Origin of the sequence: Edaphobacter sp. 12200R-103 (assembly GCF_010093025.1) — a bacterium.
Classification (GTDB): domain Bacteria; phylum Acidobacteriota; class Terriglobia; order Terriglobales; family Acidobacteriaceae; genus Edaphobacter.
Genome location: NZ_CP048114.1, coordinates 4,512,917 through 4,527,915 on the forward strand (window position 1 = coordinate 4,512,917; position 14,999 = coordinate 4,527,915).

17 protein-coding genes and 1 tRNA gene are annotated in these 14,999 nt (G+C 58.6%); 12 read left to right on the plus strand and 6 right to left on the minus strand.

The window, feature by feature from the left end:
- Nucleotides 1-51: 51 nt before the first annotated feature.
- Nucleotides 52-136 (minus strand) — tRNA-Leu (locus GWR55_RS18835).
- Between the two features lie 369 nt (nucleotides 137-505).
- On the opposite strand from GWR55_RS18835, the gene gnd reads away from it, so the two are divergent.
- Nucleotides 506-1,966, plus strand: coding sequence for a decarboxylating NADP(+)-dependent phosphogluconate dehydrogenase (gene gnd, locus GWR55_RS18840; protein ID WP_162403624.1), 1,461 nt, complete (start codon nucleotides 506-508; stop codon nucleotides 1,964-1,966).
- 76 nt (nucleotides 1,967-2,042) lie between these two features.
- Here gnd and GWR55_RS18845 read toward each other — a convergent pair whose 3' ends face one another.
- Nucleotides 2,043-2,315, minus strand: coding sequence for a hypothetical protein (locus GWR55_RS18845; RefSeq protein ID WP_162403625.1), 273 nt, complete (start codon nucleotides 2,313-2,315; stop codon nucleotides 2,043-2,045).
- A gap of 242 nt (nucleotides 2,316-2,557) precedes the next feature.
- Nucleotides 2,558-2,731 carry a hypothetical protein gene (locus GWR55_RS18850; protein ID WP_162403626.1) on the minus strand — a complete coding sequence of 58 codons (174 nt, stop codon included), beginning with the start codon at nucleotides 2,729-2,731 and terminating at the stop codon, nucleotides 2,558-2,560.
- Between the two features lie 171 nt (nucleotides 2,732-2,902).
- Here GWR55_RS18850 and GWR55_RS18855 point away from each other — a divergent pair, with 171 nt between their 5' ends.
- The 3 genes from GWR55_RS18855 (at nucleotide 2,903) to GWR55_RS18865 (ending at nucleotide 5,353) form a co-directional block, all read left to right on the plus strand.
- Nucleotides 2,903-3,289 (plus strand): iron-sulfur cluster assembly accessory protein, encoded by a 387-nt coding sequence (locus GWR55_RS18855; RefSeq protein ID WP_162403627.1) that lies wholly within the window; start codon nucleotides 2,903-2,905, stop codon nucleotides 3,287-3,289.
- A 117-nt stretch (nucleotides 3,290-3,406) separates the two neighbouring features.
- Nucleotides 3,407-4,606, plus strand: coding sequence for a type II secretion system F family protein (locus GWR55_RS18860; RefSeq protein WP_162403628.1), 1,200 nt, complete (start codon nucleotides 3,407-3,409; stop codon nucleotides 4,604-4,606).
- Between the two features lie 51 nt (nucleotides 4,607-4,657).
- Nucleotides 4,658-5,353: a DUF2959 family protein gene (locus tag GWR55_RS18865; RefSeq protein WP_162403629.1), complete on the plus strand. Its 696-nt coding sequence runs from the start codon at nucleotides 4,658-4,660 to the stop codon at nucleotides 5,351-5,353.
- Here the strand turns inward: GWR55_RS18865 and GWR55_RS18870 are convergent.
- Nucleotides 5,350-5,910 carry an HdeD family acid-resistance protein gene (locus tag GWR55_RS18870; protein WP_162403630.1) on the minus strand — a complete coding sequence of 187 codons (561 nt, stop codon included), beginning with the start codon at nucleotides 5,908-5,910 and terminating at the stop codon, nucleotides 5,350-5,352. The two genes, GWR55_RS18865 and GWR55_RS18870, sit on opposite strands and share 4 nt — an antisense overlap.
- Before the next feature lie 230 nt (nucleotides 5,911-6,140).
- Here GWR55_RS18870 and GWR55_RS18875 point away from each other — a divergent pair, with 230 nt between their 5' ends.
- From GWR55_RS18875 to GWR55_RS18905, 7 genes are all read left to right on the plus strand, one after another.
- Nucleotides 6,141-7,775, plus strand: coding sequence for a GspE/PulE family protein (locus GWR55_RS18875; protein WP_162403631.1), 1,635 nt, complete (start codon nucleotides 6,141-6,143; stop codon nucleotides 7,773-7,775).
- 48 nt (nucleotides 7,776-7,823) lie between these two features.
- On the plus strand, nucleotides 7,824-8,864 hold the full coding sequence (locus GWR55_RS18880) for a hypothetical protein (RefSeq protein ID WP_162403632.1): 1,041 nt from the start codon (nucleotides 7,824-7,826) through the stop codon (nucleotides 8,862-8,864).
- Nucleotides 8,864-9,598, plus strand: a complete 735-nt coding sequence (locus GWR55_RS18885) for a PilN domain-containing protein (RefSeq protein ID WP_162403633.1) — start codon at nucleotides 8,864-8,866, stop codon at nucleotides 9,596-9,598. Before GWR55_RS18880 ends, GWR55_RS18885 begins: the two co-directional genes overlap by 1 nt.
- Nucleotides 9,598-10,266 (plus strand): hypothetical protein, encoded by a 669-nt coding sequence (locus tag GWR55_RS18890; protein WP_202925546.1) that lies wholly within the window; start codon nucleotides 9,598-9,600, stop codon nucleotides 10,264-10,266. Before GWR55_RS18885 ends, GWR55_RS18890 begins: the two co-directional genes overlap by 1 nt.
- Complete coding sequence (locus GWR55_RS18895; protein ID WP_162403634.1) at nucleotides 10,263-10,853, plus strand: hypothetical protein; 591 nt, start codon at nucleotides 10,263-10,265, stop codon at nucleotides 10,851-10,853. The genes GWR55_RS18890 and GWR55_RS18895 overlap by 4 nt, the downstream gene beginning before the upstream one ends.
- A gap of 9 nt (nucleotides 10,854-10,862) precedes the next feature.
- Entirely contained in the window at nucleotides 10,863-11,852 is a 990-nt protein-coding gene (locus GWR55_RS18900; protein WP_162403635.1) for a type II secretion system protein, read from the plus strand.
- Nucleotides 11,853-11,916: 64 nt separating this feature from the next.
- The gene (locus tag GWR55_RS18905) at nucleotides 11,917-12,066 is read left to right on the plus strand and encodes a hypothetical protein (protein WP_162403636.1); all 150 of its coding nucleotides are present in this window, start codon (nucleotides 11,917-11,919) and stop codon (nucleotides 12,064-12,066) included.
- A 77-nt stretch (nucleotides 12,067-12,143) separates the two neighbouring features.
- Here the strand turns inward: GWR55_RS18905 and GWR55_RS18910 are convergent, their stop codons facing one another.
- Complete coding sequence (locus tag GWR55_RS18910; protein ID WP_162403637.1) at nucleotides 12,144-12,560, minus strand: helix-turn-helix transcriptional regulator; 417 nt, start codon at nucleotides 12,558-12,560, stop codon at nucleotides 12,144-12,146.
- Between the two features lie 127 nt (nucleotides 12,561-12,687).
- Between GWR55_RS18910 and GWR55_RS18915 the strand changes: the two genes are divergently transcribed.
- Nucleotides 12,688-13,743 carry an SDR family oxidoreductase gene (locus GWR55_RS18915; RefSeq protein WP_162403638.1) on the plus strand — a complete coding sequence of 352 codons (1,056 nt, stop codon included), beginning with the start codon at nucleotides 12,688-12,690 and terminating at the stop codon, nucleotides 13,741-13,743.
- A gap of 13 nt (nucleotides 13,744-13,756) precedes the next feature.
- Here GWR55_RS18915 and GWR55_RS18920 read toward each other — a convergent pair whose 3' ends face one another.
- Nucleotides 13,757-14,989 carry a DnaJ C-terminal domain-containing protein gene (locus GWR55_RS18920; protein WP_162403639.1) on the minus strand — a complete coding sequence of 411 codons (1,233 nt, stop codon included), beginning with the start codon at nucleotides 14,987-14,989 and terminating at the stop codon, nucleotides 13,757-13,759.
- Between the last annotated feature and the right edge of the window lie 10 nt (nucleotides 14,990-14,999).

A 14,999-nucleotide genomic window follows, 5' to 3' on the forward strand; every position in this document is an offset into this window, starting at 1 on the left:
CTCGAAAGCGATGCTCCTGAGCAGAAGTTCTACCGAGGCAATTAGAAGAGTTGGTGCGAAAGGGGGGACTTGAACCCCCACGGGTTTCCCCGCCAGATCCTAAGTCTGGTGCGTCTGCCAATTTCGCCACTTTCGCACGTTCATCATCGCTGGTTGCCTGACAGGATATGGCAAATCGGGAGACCCTCAGAGTAGAGCAATATCTCCGACTCGGTCACATATCTTCGTCCTCTAAATTGTACGGGATTAGAAGATATTCGGGAGTCTTGCTATAGGAGCTCCGCGCAACTGCTCGATAGCAGCGGCTTCGACTCATCAAAGTCATCCGGCGCCTCTTTTTTCCAGAGTTAGCGCTCAAGGAGCTTTCTACGCTGTCCTGCCATCCTGTCGCTATGATAAAAAGACGAAATCGGTCGCCCAATCCGGGCTGGTCTGCTTTGCTGCTTACCAAACTTGATTCAATCTCCTCTGCCCCGCGGCGAGGAATCATCGTGGAGAATACTGAATGTCTGAAGGAACTTGCGATATAGGTCTGATCGGTCTGGCCGTCATGGGCCAAAACCTTGTGCTGAACATGAACGATCACGGCTTCAAGGTTGCAGTCTTTAACCGGACGACCTCGAAGGTTGATGAATTTATCAATCACGAAGCGAAGGGAACCCAGGTTGTGGGGGCCCACTCGGCTGAGGAACTCTGTAAGCTGCTGAAGCGTCCGCGCCGGGTGATGTTGATGGTGAAGGCCGGAGACGTCGTCGATCAGACCATCGAGCATGTCCTCCCCTATCTGGAAAAGGGTGACATCATCATCGACGGCGGCAACTCACTTTTCACCGATTCCAACCGCCGCCGGAAGGAACTTGCCGAGAAGGGGATTCTCTTCATCGGAACCGGCGTCTCCGGTGGTGAAGAGGGCGCCCGTTTCGGTCCGTCCATCATGCCCGGAGGAGATCCCGCAGCGTGGCCTTATGTGAAGGAAATCTTCCAGGCCATTGCGGCCAAGGTGGAAGATGGTTCGCCGTGCTGCGACTGGGTTGGTCCCGATGGCGCCGGCCACTACGTCAAGATGGTCCACAACGGCATCGAGTATGGCGACATTCAGCTGATCTGCGAGGCGTACCAGCTTCTGCGGGATGCTCTTGGCCTGACGCCCGATGAACTCGCCGAGATCTTTACCGAGTGGAACAAGGGAGAGCTGGACAGCTATCTCATCGAGATCACCAGCAAGATCTTCGCCAAGAAGGACGACGACGGCCAGCCGCTGATCGACAAGATTCTGGACACTGCGGGCCAGAAGGGAACCGGCAAGTGGACGGCAATCTCCGCTCTCGATCTGGGCCAGCCGGTTACGCTGATCGGAGAGAGCGTCTTCGCCCGCTGCCTGTCCGCCCTGAAGGACGAGCGTGTCGCTGCTTCGAAGATTCTTGAAGGGCCGAAGAAGGTTCTGACGATCTCGGAGAAGAAGGCGTTCATCGAAGATGTGCGTCGTGCACTCTACTGCTCCAAGATGGTGAGCTACGCGCAGGGCTACATGCTGCTTCGCGCCATCGAGCAGGAGCAGAAGTGGGAGCTGAACATGGGAGGCATCGCGTTGATGTGGCGCGGCGGCTGCATCATCCGCAGCGTCTTCCTCGGCAATATCAAGGCCGCGTTCGATAAGAATCCCAAGCTGCAGAATCTTCTGCTGGATGACTTCTTTTCGAGCGCACTCAACAAGTACGGCGCCTCCTGGCGCAAAGCCATCATCCACGCGATTGAGGTTGGAGTTCCCACGCCCGCCTTCTCAACGGCTCTGGCGTTCTATGACGGCTATCGTTCAGAGAACCTGCCGGCAAACCTGCTCCAGGCTCAGCGCGATTTCTTCGGAGCGCACACCTACGAGCGTGTCGACAAGCCGCGCGGCGAGTACTTCCACACTAACTGGACTGGCACTGGCGGCCGCGTCTCCTCAAGCACCTATAACGCGTAGCGGCAGAATGGGTGAAAGGGGCGAGCTCATGGCTCGCCCCTTTCTCTTGCAGGGAGTTAATGTTTCCCAGACCGGGTTACTTCAAATGCTGCCAGGCATCGTACGTGAAGATGCCAACAATACTTACGGTCATTGCCGCTGCAGCAAATCCAAGGACGCGGATGGCTGGAGCGATTCTGTTGACCTTGCGAACAATTTCAGTCTGTTCGTGCTGTTCGTGACTTTCCTGATCGGTCAGAAAGAGTTGATCTTCCTCGTACCGCGTGAGCTGTCCACGGTACGCAAGCAGCGCCAGGAAACAGGCTGCCACAACTCCCCAGATGATGAGCATGATGGGTATTGCGCTCATAACGTTCCCTCCGCCCTTTTCAGGGTTGGCAATATGGGCGATCCGGGCTGGGCCATTGGCGGGCCGGCAGCAGGCTCGGATGGCAGCGGGGGCCGTCCGACGGCATCATACGCCTGCGCAACAGGAATGCACTAGCTTTTTGTGGCCAGTTGACTACGCAGGTTCCCCTTCGCCGGAACAATGCCACACCTGTCGAAACCGGTGTCTGTCCCATACTCAAAGGAGCTTTTTTCGGGAGTCGTCTAGTGTCGCATCAAGATATAGACGCCGACACCCGCAACTCCAAGAAAGACAAGGAGGACCAGGCCAATCAGCACAGCGATGAACTGTGACGCACGTTTGGCGGCAGCCTCCGTCGGCTGGGTAATCCCGAACGTGTTGATAAAGGCATTCGCCAGCAGAAGGAGTGGTTTCATAGACTTGGCCATGAAGATGGCGGCTGTGCATTCGATCTTAGCAGGTCATATCCTGCATCCGTTTGGATGCAAAGACATCTAACACAATGTGTCTCTCCTGCCTCCGGATTGACGGCTTGCCGCTGGGTCTGAGGAGGCATACACTTAAGGAGTCTGAGACAAGGAGATTCGATGTCATCTGCCACTGTCACCCCTACTGCTGAAGTTGTTACTGGCGCCCCTGCTTCCTCGCACGTCGTTAACCTCACCTCCAATGCAATCGCTAAGGTGAAGGAAATTATGGCCACGCAGGATCCAGTTCCCGCTGGCCTCAGGATCGGTGTTGTCGGTGGAGGCTGTTCCGGCTTCCAGTACTCAATGTCTTTTGAAAATCAGCCCGGAATGATGGATAAGGTTCTCAGGTTTGACGATCTCAAAGTCTTTGTGGACGCAACCTCGGCCATGTATCTGAATAACTGCACGGTCGACTACGTCGAGACGCTTGAGGCCGCCGGCTTCAAGTTCGAGAATGCCGCCGTAAAGTCGACCTGCGGATGCGGTTCCAGCTTCAGCGTCTAAGCCCCGTCTTCTTGGAACGACGAAAAGCCCCGGAGATCTCCGGGGCTTTTGCTGTCATGAGGACCATCGAACGTCTAACATAAGACAGAGATCACGCAGGGTCTTCGAAACGTACCTATGAACGAATTTGTAGTCCGGCTGGCGGATGAACGCGGGCGAGTCCTGGAACAGACGCACATGGCCGCGAGCGCCGAGGAACTCCGTGCTCGCTTTACGCAGGCTGGCTATTACGTTTATTCGGTCAAATCACGGGGAAATCTCGCCGGCTCCCGAAAAAAGGTCAAGCTCGAGACCTTCCTTATCTTCAACCAGCAGTTTCTGACCCTGATCCGGGCTGGCCTTCCCATTCTCGGAGCATTGGATCTTCTCGGCCGGCGTCAGAAGCAGGTCAACTTCCGGGCCCAGTTGGAAGATGTCGCCTCACGGGTCAAGACCGGCGAGTCGATTTCGCAGGCATTCGAAGCGCAGGGCGGCTTTCCCCTGGTCTATACGACGACCCTGCTGGCCGGAGAGCGCTCCGGAAATCTCGAAGAGGTCCTGCAGCGTTACCTCGACTTTCAACGGGTCTCGCTGACCTTCCGCAAGAAACTCAAGGCAAGTCTCGTCTACCCGGCGCTGCTGGTCTTCATGGTGCTCGGACTCTTCATCTTTCTGATCACCTTCGTCGTTCCCCGTTTTGGCCAGCTCTATGAGCAGCTCGATACCGCTTTGCCGCCGCTTACGATCTTCCTGATGAACCTCGGGAAGAACGCGCAGCACTATGGAATCTACTTCGGCATTGCTGTCGCCGGATTGATCTATCTCATCTATCGATGGACGAAAACCGACGCCGGGGCCTTGCTGATCGATCGCATTCGGATACGAACGCCGATCTTCGGCGATGTGTGGCTCAAGTACCAGGTTGGCCTCTTCGCCAGAACGCTTTCGACGCTGCTGACCGGGGGACTTCCTCTCGTGCCGTCTCTTGAGACCGCCGCGCGGTCCATCGATTCGCGACAGGTTGCGAGTGCCATCCTGCGCTCCGTGGGAACCGTGCGCGAAGGAAAGGGCCTCTCTCGTAGCCTTGAGCAGACAAAAGCCTTCCCGGAGCTGGCCATCGAGATGATCGAAGTTGGCGAGTCCACCGGCGCGCTTCCCCAGATGCTCAACTCCGTGGCCGAGTTCTTCGAAGAAGATGTGCAGACGAATCTCACCGCTGCGATGAGCCTGATTGAGCCATTGATCCTCGTCGTCATGGGTGTTGTTGTGATAACTATTTTGATCGCCCTCTATCTGCCGATCTTCAGCCTCGGCGTGACCGGAATGGGTGGCCACTAAACCGGGCCCTGCTTTGTTTAATAGTCAACATACTTCACTCTGAGGTTTGAAATGAAACCCGCCAGAAAAGCTCTCTGCCGAAGCACGGGTGCGCTCCTATGTCTTGCCTTGCTGGCTGGTTGTACACGCACCTACTACAAGGCGATGTCTGCCTTTGGCAAAGAGAAGCGCGACATCCTGATTGCTCGGGTCAAGGACTCAAAGAAGGAACAGCAGGAAACCAAAGAGCAGATCAAGACCACGATGGAGTCGTTCCAGGAGCTGACAGGATTTCAGGGTGGCCAGCTCGAAAAGAGCTACAAGAAGCTCAACGGCGAGTACGAAAAAGCAGCCGATTCGGCAAAGAAGCTCCATGACCGCATCAACTCCATCGATCAGGTGTCAAACGATCTCTTCAAGGAGTGGCAGAAAGAGATTGACGGCATGGGGAATCGCAAGCTGAAGCGGCAGTCGGAAGCGATGCTGCGCAGTTCACGTCTGCAGGAAGCCAGTTATCTCAAATCCATGCGCCAGACAGAAGCCCGGATGACGCCTGTGCTGACAGCCTTCCACGACCAGGTCGTCTTTCTGAAGCACAACCTGAACGCCCGCGCGATTGGTTCCCTGAAGGGAACCTCGACGCGTATCTCTACCGACGTGGATGTGCTGCTGACCAGCCTGGATGGCTCGATCGCCCAGGCCGACGCTCTCATCCAGTCCCTGAACTCCCCTGACGATCAGGACGCAGCACAGCCACCGGCCCGCTAAGCCGCTTTCAGGACCTGTCTGGCCCCCATGGAGAGCATCAGGCGGGAGAATCCGCTGAAGAGCATACTGACGCCGACCAGGGTGCCTACTGCCCATACCGAGCTGAAGGGCCAGTGCCGCCAGATCATGAAAGCCAGCAGCAGCGTGATTGCTCCGTCGAAGAGCAACCAGCCTGCGCCCGGGCGGGATCGCATCTGGAAAAACGCCAGGACCTCAAAGATGCCTTCAAAGAAGAGGTAGAAGGCCAGCAGGAGCGTCAGCGAGGCCAAACCGGCAACCGGATGCAGAATAAGATAAACGCCTGCAAAGAGATACGCCAGACCGACCAGAAGCTCCCACAGCCGGGCTCCGGTGTTGTGCCCCTTCCAGGCAAGGACCAGATGGGTGACTCCGCTGATCATCAGCGCCCAGCCCACAAAGAGCGTCACGCCGATTCCTCCCAGGAAAGGGATCAGAAGAGTGAAGAACCCTGCCACGATCAGCAGGATACTGAGGACGATCGACCAGTTAATTGCGCGATGGGCGAACTCGTGGATAGAAGTGGCTGCATGGCTCATGATCCAGATTCCTCCGCAAACTCAGGGTTTCGGTATGGCCTTCTAACAAAGACTGGGAGCCGAATAGTACCATGGAGAAGGTCCACTCCTTCGCGCGTCAGTCCTGCCCTCAAGGACACGCGAAGAGTGGATGGTTTGCACTATTTGTTGCAAACAAGATAGTTGAAGTTCTCCAGCCTCGTCCAGTGGTCTTTCAGGTGACGCTTCAACAGCATAGGAGTCTTACGGATATGGCAAATCTTCCGCTGGCGATCCCGGTCACTGACCTGGGCATGGACGAGCTTGAGCACGCCAGGGCGCTCGCGCGAAGATACCACGCTGACTTCATCGACCTGAAGAACTTCAAGATCCAGCACGATCTCTTCAAGCGCGTCCCCGTCGACATGATGTTCCGGTACAACTTCGTTCCACTGGAACAGGTTGGTTCGCGCCTTGCCATCGCCGTCTCCGATCCCTCGAAGCTGATGGTGCTTGACGAGATCGCCGGCCTTCTCGGAATGCGCCTGCTGACCCGTGTTGCCACGTTATCGCAGATCAATGAGCTGCTGAAGAAGACCGAGCAGTCGCAGCGAGTGCTGGAAGAGGCCAGCGAAGGGCTTGCCTTCGATGTGCTCTCGAGTGAGGAGAACGCGGACGAGAATATCTCCATCGAACGGCTGACCAGCGAGGATGACATCTCGCCCATCATCCGCCTCGTGGATACGACCATCTTTACCGCTCTTGAGCGTCGCGCCTCCGACATCCATCTTGAGACCTTCGACGATTCGTTGCTGGTCAAGTACCGCATCGACGGCGTCCTGCAGCAGGCGATGGCTCCCATCGCGCGGGAGCACCATCAAACCATCCTTTCCCGCATCAAGGTCATGAGCGAGCTCGACATCGCAGAGCGCCGCGTCCCCCAGGACGGCCGTTTCCGCGTTCGCTACAAGGGCCGCCTCATCGACTTCCGCGTTTCCATCATGCCGACGGTCCACGGCGAAAATGCCGTGCTCCGCGTGCTCGACAAAGAGTCGATGAGCGAAAAGTTCAAGCAGCTTTCGCTGGACGTCGTAGGCTTCGCCTCGCGCGACCTTGAGCGTTTTCGCCGCTACATCAAAGAGCCCTACGGCATGGTGCTGGTCACAGGTCCCACCGGCTCCGGAAAGACCACGACTCTCTACGCCGCGCTCAATGAGATCAAAAGCGAAGAAGACAAAATCATCACCATTGAAGATCCGGTCGAGTACCAGATTCGCGGCATCACGCAGATTCCCGTCAACGAAAAGAAGGGACTCACCTTCGCCCGTGGCCTCCGCTCCATCCTGCGCCACGATCCTGACAAGATTCTGGTCGGTGAGATCCGTGATGCGGAGACGGCCCAGATCGCGATCAACTCCGCGCTGACCGGACATCTTGTCTTCACCACGGTGCACGCCAACAACGTGGTGGACGTCCTGGGACGCTTCCTCAACATGGGGGTTGAACCGTATAACTTCGTTTCGGCGCTCAACTGCATCCTTGCGCAGCGGCTTGTGCGGCAGATCTGCGACTTCTGCGTCCGCGAGGTCCGTTACTCCGACGATGAGATTCTGGCCAGCGGTCTCGACCCCGTCGAGTGGCGGGACTTCCCCTTCCGCGAAGGTGCAGGCTGCATCGAGTGCGGCGGTACAGGGTACCGCGGACGCTCCGCCATCCACGAGCTGCTTGAGCTCGACGACGAGATTCGTGAGATGCTCCTCGCCAAGAAGCCAGGAAGCGAGATTCGCAAGAAGGCAAGGGAGAAGGGAATGGCCTTCCTGCGCGATTCGGCGCTCGAGCGCGTCCGCGACGGAATCACCACTCTCAAAGAGATCAACAAAGTGACCTTCATTGAGGCAGGACGTTAGTCCCAGGACTCCCCCATCAGAAGAAAGAACAAGGTAAGCTGAGACGGAATGGAGATCTTCCCGAGAAATCTTGGAACGCGGCCCCGGCTTGCAGTAGAGTTGCGGCCGGAAGGCGTTGTTGCGGCCCGTGCTGACGATGCCGCTGGTCTGTTGACGGCGGTCGCGGCTCAGCCGCTTGAACCTGCCGCGCTTGCTCCGGGACTTCACGCCGGGAATCTGATGGACCGACCCCAGGTTATTGCTGCACTTCGTTCTACGCTCGATTCTGTAGCCCGTCGCGCCGGAGACCGCGGCCGGCCCATCACTCTCGTCGTCCCCGATGCCGCAGTGCGGGTTCTCCTGCTGGACTTCGACGCGCTATCGGCTAAACCGGCAGAGGCCCTTGCTGTCATTCGCTTCCGGCTGAAGAAGCTGCTACCCTTCGACAGCGAACACGCTGCCCTCAGCTACCAGGTGATGGCAAGCGATAAGAACAGCGTCCGGGTTCTGGCGGTAGCCATGCCGCATGACGTTCTTTCCGAGTACGAGGATGCGGTAGCTGCGGCCGGCTACACCGCGGGAGCGGTCCTGCCCAGCACGCTGGCTGCATTGTCCAGCCTTGAAGAACAAAGCGACCCTGTCTTGATGGTCAATACAGGGCATGGCGCCGTTACCACTGCCATTGCGCACGGCAGCGTGCTTCTTCTGCACCGCTTTCTTGAGCTTGCAGACGATCTGCCGCTCTCTGATGAGCCCGACGACAGCGTGGCCCTGCCGCTCGACTCCGCTGACGCGCGCATTGCTGCAGAGATATCGATCGAATCGAATGTGGTGGCATCCATCGAGGCGGCCATGGCCGGGCGCGAGATCTCCCAGGCGGTGAGCGTAGCTGCGGCATACTTTGAAGACATGCTTCGCGTTGAGCCGGACAGGATTCTCTCTGCAGGCACCCTTACGGCAGAGGCGTTGCGATCCATCCTTGAAGGAGACAGCTCCATCCCTGTGGATGTGAGGGAGATCGTCGGACCTGAAGGGCTGGCAGCGGATGCTGCGACCGGCACGATCGCTCGAAGCTGGCTCGCCGGTGTAAGAGGAGCCTTGAGAAACTGATGAAGATATCCGTCAATCTTGCGAGCCGGCCCTTCATCGAGCTTCGCCCTCTCTACGCAAAGCTGCGGTTAGCTTTGGTCGGCCTTGCTGCGCTTGCTGTCGTGCTGGGTATCGCGCTTCACTTTCTCGATGCGAAGGCGCGTGACGCCCAGGCGCAGATGAATGCGCTGAAGGCAAAGACCGAGAGCTATCAGCAGGTACGTCAGCGCAACGAAGCCAGGATGCGTCAGCCCCAGAACATGGCAGTGCTGGAGCGGAGCCGCTTTCTCAACGATGTCTTTGCCAAAAAGAGCTTCAGCTGGACGGCCGTCTTGATGGATCTTGAGCGGGTGTTGCCTGCCGGGGTTCAGGTCACCAGCATCGATCCCGCAACGACAAAATCGGGAGAGGTAAGTATCCGGCTACGGGTCAGCGGCGAACGGGACCGCGCCGTGGAACTCGTGCGTAACCTCGAAAAGTCGCAGCGCTTCGTTGCTCCCCGCATCTCTGGCGAATCCGCCCAGGCACAGGAGAATGCAGCAGAGCGCGGAGGCCCGCAGGTTCCCGGAGGCGTGGAGTTCGAGATCTTCAGCGGCTACAATCCACTTCCTGAGACGAAAGCTGAGGGTTCCGAAACCAAAGCACGACGCGAAGAGGCTGCTGGCTCGATAAGGTCCTCCGCCTCGCATGCTCCAGCCCATGCCGGAGATGTAAAAACCACCTCGCATCGGAAGACTTCAGGAGTGCGGCGCTGATGGCGACAACAACAGGCAAGGCCGGCTTGAATGAGAGCGTTCGCAGCGCTCTCGAGAACGGCCGTGTCTATGCGACGCGCCTCAACCTCTACTACGCGAGCATCGGGCTGCTCGTGCTCGTCAATCTTTACCTTCTCGTTCATATCGCCTTCGCGTGGAGTATGGCTAGCAGCCAGAATCCCGCCGCCATTGAGCAGCAGACGGTTGCTTTGAAGGCCGCCGAGATCGCTACAAAGCCGCTCGAAGGGCTGGATCAAAAGCTCGTCGCCGCGACCAGGGACGCAGACACTTTCTATGACAAGCGTCTCCCGACCTCATACTCTGAGGTTTTGGCAGAACTTGGCGCGTTGACGAACGAACGCGGCGTCAAGCTCACCCGGGCGCAATACGCTCCTTCTCCCGTCCTGAGCGGCAGCTCCGGCGCCCTGACGGAGATCCGCATGGACGCCAGCCTGAATGGGGATTACCGTCCGCTCGTTCTCTTCATCAACTCGCTCGAACGCGACAAGATGTTCTTCCTCATCCGCGGAGTGACCCTGACCGGCCAGCAGAGTGGCACTGTGGGTCTGCGGCTTGCCCTTACGACCTACCTGCGTCCTGCGAACGGCGCTGCGACTGCAAGCGCTCCGGCCGAATCCGCAACGAAAGATGGGGGGAAATCGCAATGAAGATGACTCCCGACACCCAGAAGAAGGCAATCGCCGTCTTCGTCTTTGTTCTACTAGCGGCTGGTATCCTCTACTACCAGCTCTCTGATTCCACGCCGTCGGCGCGTCCTTCCGCCCCCACGCCTGTCCAGACCACAGTAGTACCCTCCGCTCACCCTGCTCCTGCAGCCAGAAATGTCGGGAGCGCTTCCACGCAGCTCGATCCTACATTGCACATGAAGGCCATGTTGGTCGCGGAAGGGCTCGTGTACTCCGGGACAGGACGCAATATCTTCTCTGCTGCTTCTGCCCCCGTCGATATCCCAAAGCCGATCGCTCCGGCGCGCCCCAAGGCGACCGCTCCCGTCTACACGCCGCCTCCGGGGCCGCCACCTCCGCCACCCATCGACCTCAAGTTCTTCGGAACGGAGACCTCCTCGACCGGCACACGCAAGGCGTTCCTGCTTCACGGCGAAGACGTCTTCCTCGCTGCCGATGGCGATATCGTGCAGCGCCGATACAAGATCATCACTGTCTCAGCAAACTCCGTGCTGGTAGAAGATATGGCCAACAACAACCGCCAGTCGCTTCCGCTCATCTCTCATTAGAGTTGTCTCATGCAGGTCCATCCTTCACAGAACGGGCGGCAGGGCGAACAGGGATTCATGCTGGTCGGCGCAATCGTCCTCATCTTCCTCGTCTTCCTGGCGCTCGGGATAGCGGCCCCCAAGGTCGCGCGCGAATTGCGCCGCGAGCGCGAGGTCGAAGCCGTCCATCGCGGCGATGAGTACGTGCGCGCCATTCAGCTCTACTACCGTAAGTTTGGCCGTTACCCCGGCACGGTCGATCAGCTCGTAAAGACCTCGAACATCCGCTTTCTCCGGCAGAAGTACACCGACCCGATGACCGGCAAAGCCGACTGGCGCCTGATCCACCTCGGACAGGCGAAGACGACCGTAAAGGGTTTCTTCGGCCAACCGCTGGCGGGACTTCCCGGCGCAGCCGGCGGACTCGGCGCGGCGTCATCCATGGTCTCCGGTCAGCCCGGCTCCACCATCGGCGGCTCTTCTTCTGGCGCTGGCGGCCTTGGCTCCATCGGCGGGTCTGGCCTCTCTGGAGGCTCAAGCTCAGGATTCAGCCTGGGTTCTTCATCGAACACCACGACAGGCCCGGGCTCCAGTTCGGGCGCATCCTCGGGCACATCTTCGGGAGGCACGGTCTCTTCCGGAGGCTCTGGCTCCTCGGGCGGGATTGGAAGTCAATCTGCCACTAGCTTTTCCGGCGGAGGCGCGCCCATCGTCGGCGTCGGCAGCTCGCATTCCGGCACCTCCATCACCGTCCTCAACGAACAGACCACCTATCAGACGTGGGAGTTCATCTACGATCCCCGCATCGAACAGCTGAAGGCCAAGGCAGCCCTTCTCGGCGGAGGCACAAACTCCACCTTCGGCTCCGGATCGTCCTCCGGTTTTGGATCCAGCTCCGGTCCGGGGTCCAGCTCTCCTTCGGGCTCCTCACCCGGTTCGGGTATCTTTGGCAACTCGTCCGGAACCAGTTCCTCCGGCTTCGGCTCCGGAAGCTCGGGAACGTCCTCTCCATCGCACTAAGTGCATCCAGATCTCTGATTCGAGGCCGTTACCGCCTAATTACGTTAGCGCCGATTGGTAGGACATGGCAGTCGAATCGGATTCACGCTCCTTGCAATTTAAGGGAAGTGTCATCCTGAGCGTAGCGCGCAGCGCGGAGTCGAAGGATCTGCGGCGTGGGATGGAGGCTGAGGCCAGCGGACCGCAGATCCTTCGACTCTACTTCTCGCGATAAGGCCGCGAGAAGCTTCGCTCAGGAGGACACCTTCGAAAAAGAGTCTTGGAAGAAATTAGCCTGGCGACGGGCAGACCCTATTCAAACGACCCGGTCTTCTTTTTCCTCGTCGTTGGTGGCGGCGAAACAACCACAGGGGGACGCATCGGCACGAGGCCCGCCGGAGTAGCACTCTGCTGCATGTGTGACAGCATCTCCGTCCGAACGTAATCCACAAAGCCCTGCATCTGCCGGTTCATCTCCTCCATCCGCTCGCGCATCTGCAGAATCACGGCGATTCCTGCGATATTCACGCCAAGGTCACGCGCAAGGTTCAGGATGAACTCCAACCTCTCCAGGTCCTCATCGGTATAAAGCCGCGTATTGCCCTCGCTCCGCGAAGGGCGCAAAAGCCCTTCGCGTTCATAAAGCCGCAACGTCTGGGGATGAATCTGGTACATCTCAGCGACGGCCGAAATCATATATGCGCCTTTGCTTTTACGCTTTGTTGCCATTGGCTTCGCCTCGTCTCTCTGTCTCGAATCTTTTCTTAGGAAAAGTCTAGCCTGAGGGTCTCAATCCGCGTCAAAGAATTTTAACCGCTACCGGTGTCGAATCTCGTTGCAACTGGACTCTATCTCTATGAAGCGAACTCATCTTCTTCGCGTCCTTAGCGGAGCCGCAGCCATCGCTACGACCGCGCTCGCCCTTTGCAATCAAAATAGCCGGAGAAGAAGGTCGCGAGGCTCTGAAGATCGCGTCGTCCTTGTCACGGGAGGCTCCCGCGGACTTGGATTCGCGATTGCAGAACGTTTCGCCCAGGAAGGCAACCGGCTCGTCCTTACTGCCCGCGATGTTCATGAACTGAACGAGGCGCGCAACAGCCTGCTGAAGCGCGGAGCGATCCGTTCTCCTGAAGACGTGCTCCTCATTCCGGCTGATCTCACCGATCAGGCTCAGGCCGCAAGCCTCATCGAGCACGCCATCGGGCACTTCGGAAGAATCGACGTGCTGATCAACAACGCCGGAATCATGGAGGTAGGTCCCGTCGAAGACCAGCCCGTCGAGGCGTATCACAGAGCTATGGATACCAACTTCTTCGCGGCCCTCTACGTTACTCAGGCAGCGCTTCCGCATATGCTCTATCGCGATCCTGGCAAGGTTGCCGCGATCGTCAACATCTGCTCCATCGGTGGCAAGGTCGCAGTGCCTCACATGCTTCCTTACACGGCCAGTAAATTCGCGCTCGTAGGTTTCTCCCAGGGATTGCATGCTGAACTGCGCCACAAGGGCATTCGGGTCACCACCGTCTGCCCTGGATTGATGCGCACCGGCGGCCATCGCCACGCAAAGTTCGTAGGCGCCCGGAAGAAGGAGCAGCGCTGGTTCGATCTTGCAGCGACGACTCCAGTCCTTGCGGCCTCGGTCAAGCGGGCAGCGAATCATATCTATCGCGCCGTCGCCCAGGGCAGGGCGGAGATTATCCTCACTCCCCAGGCCTGGATCGCTGCACGCGCTGCGGCCGTTGCTCCAGAGAGCGTGCAGTGCCTCACCTCGCTGGTCAATGAATTCATATTGCCCGCCCCGCTCAACTCCGGTCCCCAGGCTCCGCACGAAAAGCAGAGCGAAACCTTCCGCGAGCCCTCGCATGTAACAGGAGCTCCCTGGACTCCACAATCAGCGGAATCGCTCTCCTGAGGTGCTTGGCCCCTTAGATTTTCGTAAACAGCTCCTCGCGCGGATCCTCGGCATTCAGCTTGGCAAACTCCCGCAGAATCTCCTTCGACCGCTCATCCTGCACCTTGGGAACGACGATTCGGACCTCCACGATCTGGTCACCCCTCCTGCCTTCGTGAACCGCCGAGGGAACCCCCTTCTCTCTGAGGCGGAGTTTCTGACCGGACTGGGTTCCCGGCGGTATCTTCAGGTGGGTTCTTCCGCCTCCCTCGTGCGTATCGATGGTTGGAACTTCCACCTTTGCCCCGAGCGAAGCTTCTGCAATCGTCACCGGAACCGTAACGTAGATATCGTCGCCGGTCCGGGTGAAGACGGGGTTTGTTCCGGCCTTGATGATCAGGTAGAGATCGCCGGGGGCTCCGCCATTGACTCCCGCATTGCCCTTGCCCGCCAGCCGGATCCTCTGTCCATCGCGTGTGCCGGGCTTGATCCGGAACTCCAGAGGCTCGCGCTTCGTCACCACGCCCTCTCCATCGCACGTGGGGCATACATTCTGCGTCTTGCCGGAGCCTCCGCAGCGCGGGCACTGGATGTTGAACTTCATCCGTCCGCCCATCTGCGTCACCTGGCCGCTGCCGTGGCACTCCGGACATTCCATGCTGCCGCCGGTGGTGGACTTGCCTTTGCAGGTCGGGCATATCTCCTGCCGCTGAATCTCCAGTTTCGCTATGCCTCCGCGAATGGCAGTCCAGAAATCGACGTTGACCTGGTACTCCAGGTCGGTTCCAGGCTGCGGACCTCGTGATGCCGCATTCCGATTTCCCGAGAACATCTGGCTGAAGATATCGCGGAAGCCTCCGCCTCCTCCGCCGGTGCTCTCCTGGCGGCCCGATGCGAAATCGGAGAAGTCGAATCCGCCGAAGTCGAAGGGGACCTCCTGCGCACCCCCGCGACCTGCGTGAGTGCCTCCGGCAAATCCTCCGGGGCCTCCATAGCCGCCCCGTGCCGCAGCCTCCGCTGCAGCAGGATCAATGGAATCGGAGTAGAACCCGAACTGATCGTAGATCTTCCTCTTCTTCTCATCGCTTAGAACGTCGTTGGCCTCGGAGATCTCCTTAAACTTCTCCTCCGCCTTCTTGTCCCCCGGATTTACGTCCGGATGATATTTACGGGCAGCCTTGCGGAATGCCTTTCGGATCTCATCCGCCGTAGCCGTCTTCTTGACGCCAAGTATTCCGTAGTAGTCCTTTGTCTTTGCCGTTGCCATAGCTCTCTTC

Bases quoted from the DNA above. Each gene is read 5' to 3' on its own strand.
- gnd (WP_162403624.1), top strand. From the start codon at position 506: ATGTCTGAAGGAACTTGCGATATAGGTCTGATCGGTCTGGCCGTCATG.
- GWR55_RS18845 (WP_162403625.1), bottom strand. From the start codon at position 2,315: ATGAGCGCAATACCCATCATGCTCATCATCTGGGGAGTTGTGGCAGCC.
- GWR55_RS18850 (WP_162403626.1), bottom strand. From the start codon at position 2,731: ATGAAACCACTCCTTCTGCTGGCGAATGCCTTTATCAACACGTTCGGG.
- GWR55_RS18855 (WP_162403627.1), top strand. From the start codon at position 2,903: ATGTCATCTGCCACTGTCACCCCTACTGCTGAAGTTGTTACTGGCGCC.
- GWR55_RS18860 (WP_162403628.1), top strand. From the start codon at position 3,407: ATGAACGAATTTGTAGTCCGGCTGGCGGATGAACGCGGGCGAGTCCTG.
- GWR55_RS18865 (WP_162403629.1), top strand. From the start codon at position 4,658: ATGAAACCCGCCAGAAAAGCTCTCTGCCGAAGCACGGGTGCGCTCCTA.
- GWR55_RS18870 (WP_162403630.1), bottom strand. From the start codon at position 5,910: ATGAGCCATGCAGCCACTTCTATCCACGAGTTCGCCCATCGCGCAATT.
- GWR55_RS18875 (WP_162403631.1), top strand. From the start codon at position 6,141: ATGGCAAATCTTCCGCTGGCGATCCCGGTCACTGACCTGGGCATGGAC.
- GWR55_RS18880 (WP_162403632.1), top strand. From the start codon at position 7,824: ATGGAGATCTTCCCGAGAAATCTTGGAACGCGGCCCCGGCTTGCAGTA.
- GWR55_RS18885 (WP_162403633.1), top strand. From the start codon at position 8,864: ATGAAGATATCCGTCAATCTTGCGAGCCGGCCCTTCATCGAGCTTCGC.
- GWR55_RS18890 (WP_202925546.1), top strand. From the start codon at position 9,598: ATGGCGACAACAACAGGCAAGGCCGGCTTGAATGAGAGCGTTCGCAGC.
- GWR55_RS18895 (WP_162403634.1), top strand. From the start codon at position 10,263: ATGAAGATGACTCCCGACACCCAGAAGAAGGCAATCGCCGTCTTCGTC.
- GWR55_RS18900 (WP_162403635.1), top strand. From the start codon at position 10,863: ATGCAGGTCCATCCTTCACAGAACGGGCGGCAGGGCGAACAGGGATTC.
- GWR55_RS18905 (WP_162403636.1), top strand. From the start codon at position 11,917: ATGGCAGTCGAATCGGATTCACGCTCCTTGCAATTTAAGGGAAGTGTC.
- GWR55_RS18910 (WP_162403637.1), bottom strand. From the start codon at position 12,560: ATGGCAACAAAGCGTAAAAGCAAAGGCGCATATATGATTTCGGCCGTC.
- GWR55_RS18915 (WP_162403638.1), top strand. From the start codon at position 12,688: ATGAAGCGAACTCATCTTCTTCGCGTCCTTAGCGGAGCCGCAGCCATC.
- GWR55_RS18920 (WP_162403639.1), bottom strand. From the start codon at position 14,989: ATGGCAACGGCAAAGACAAAGGACTACTACGGAATACTTGGCGTCAAG.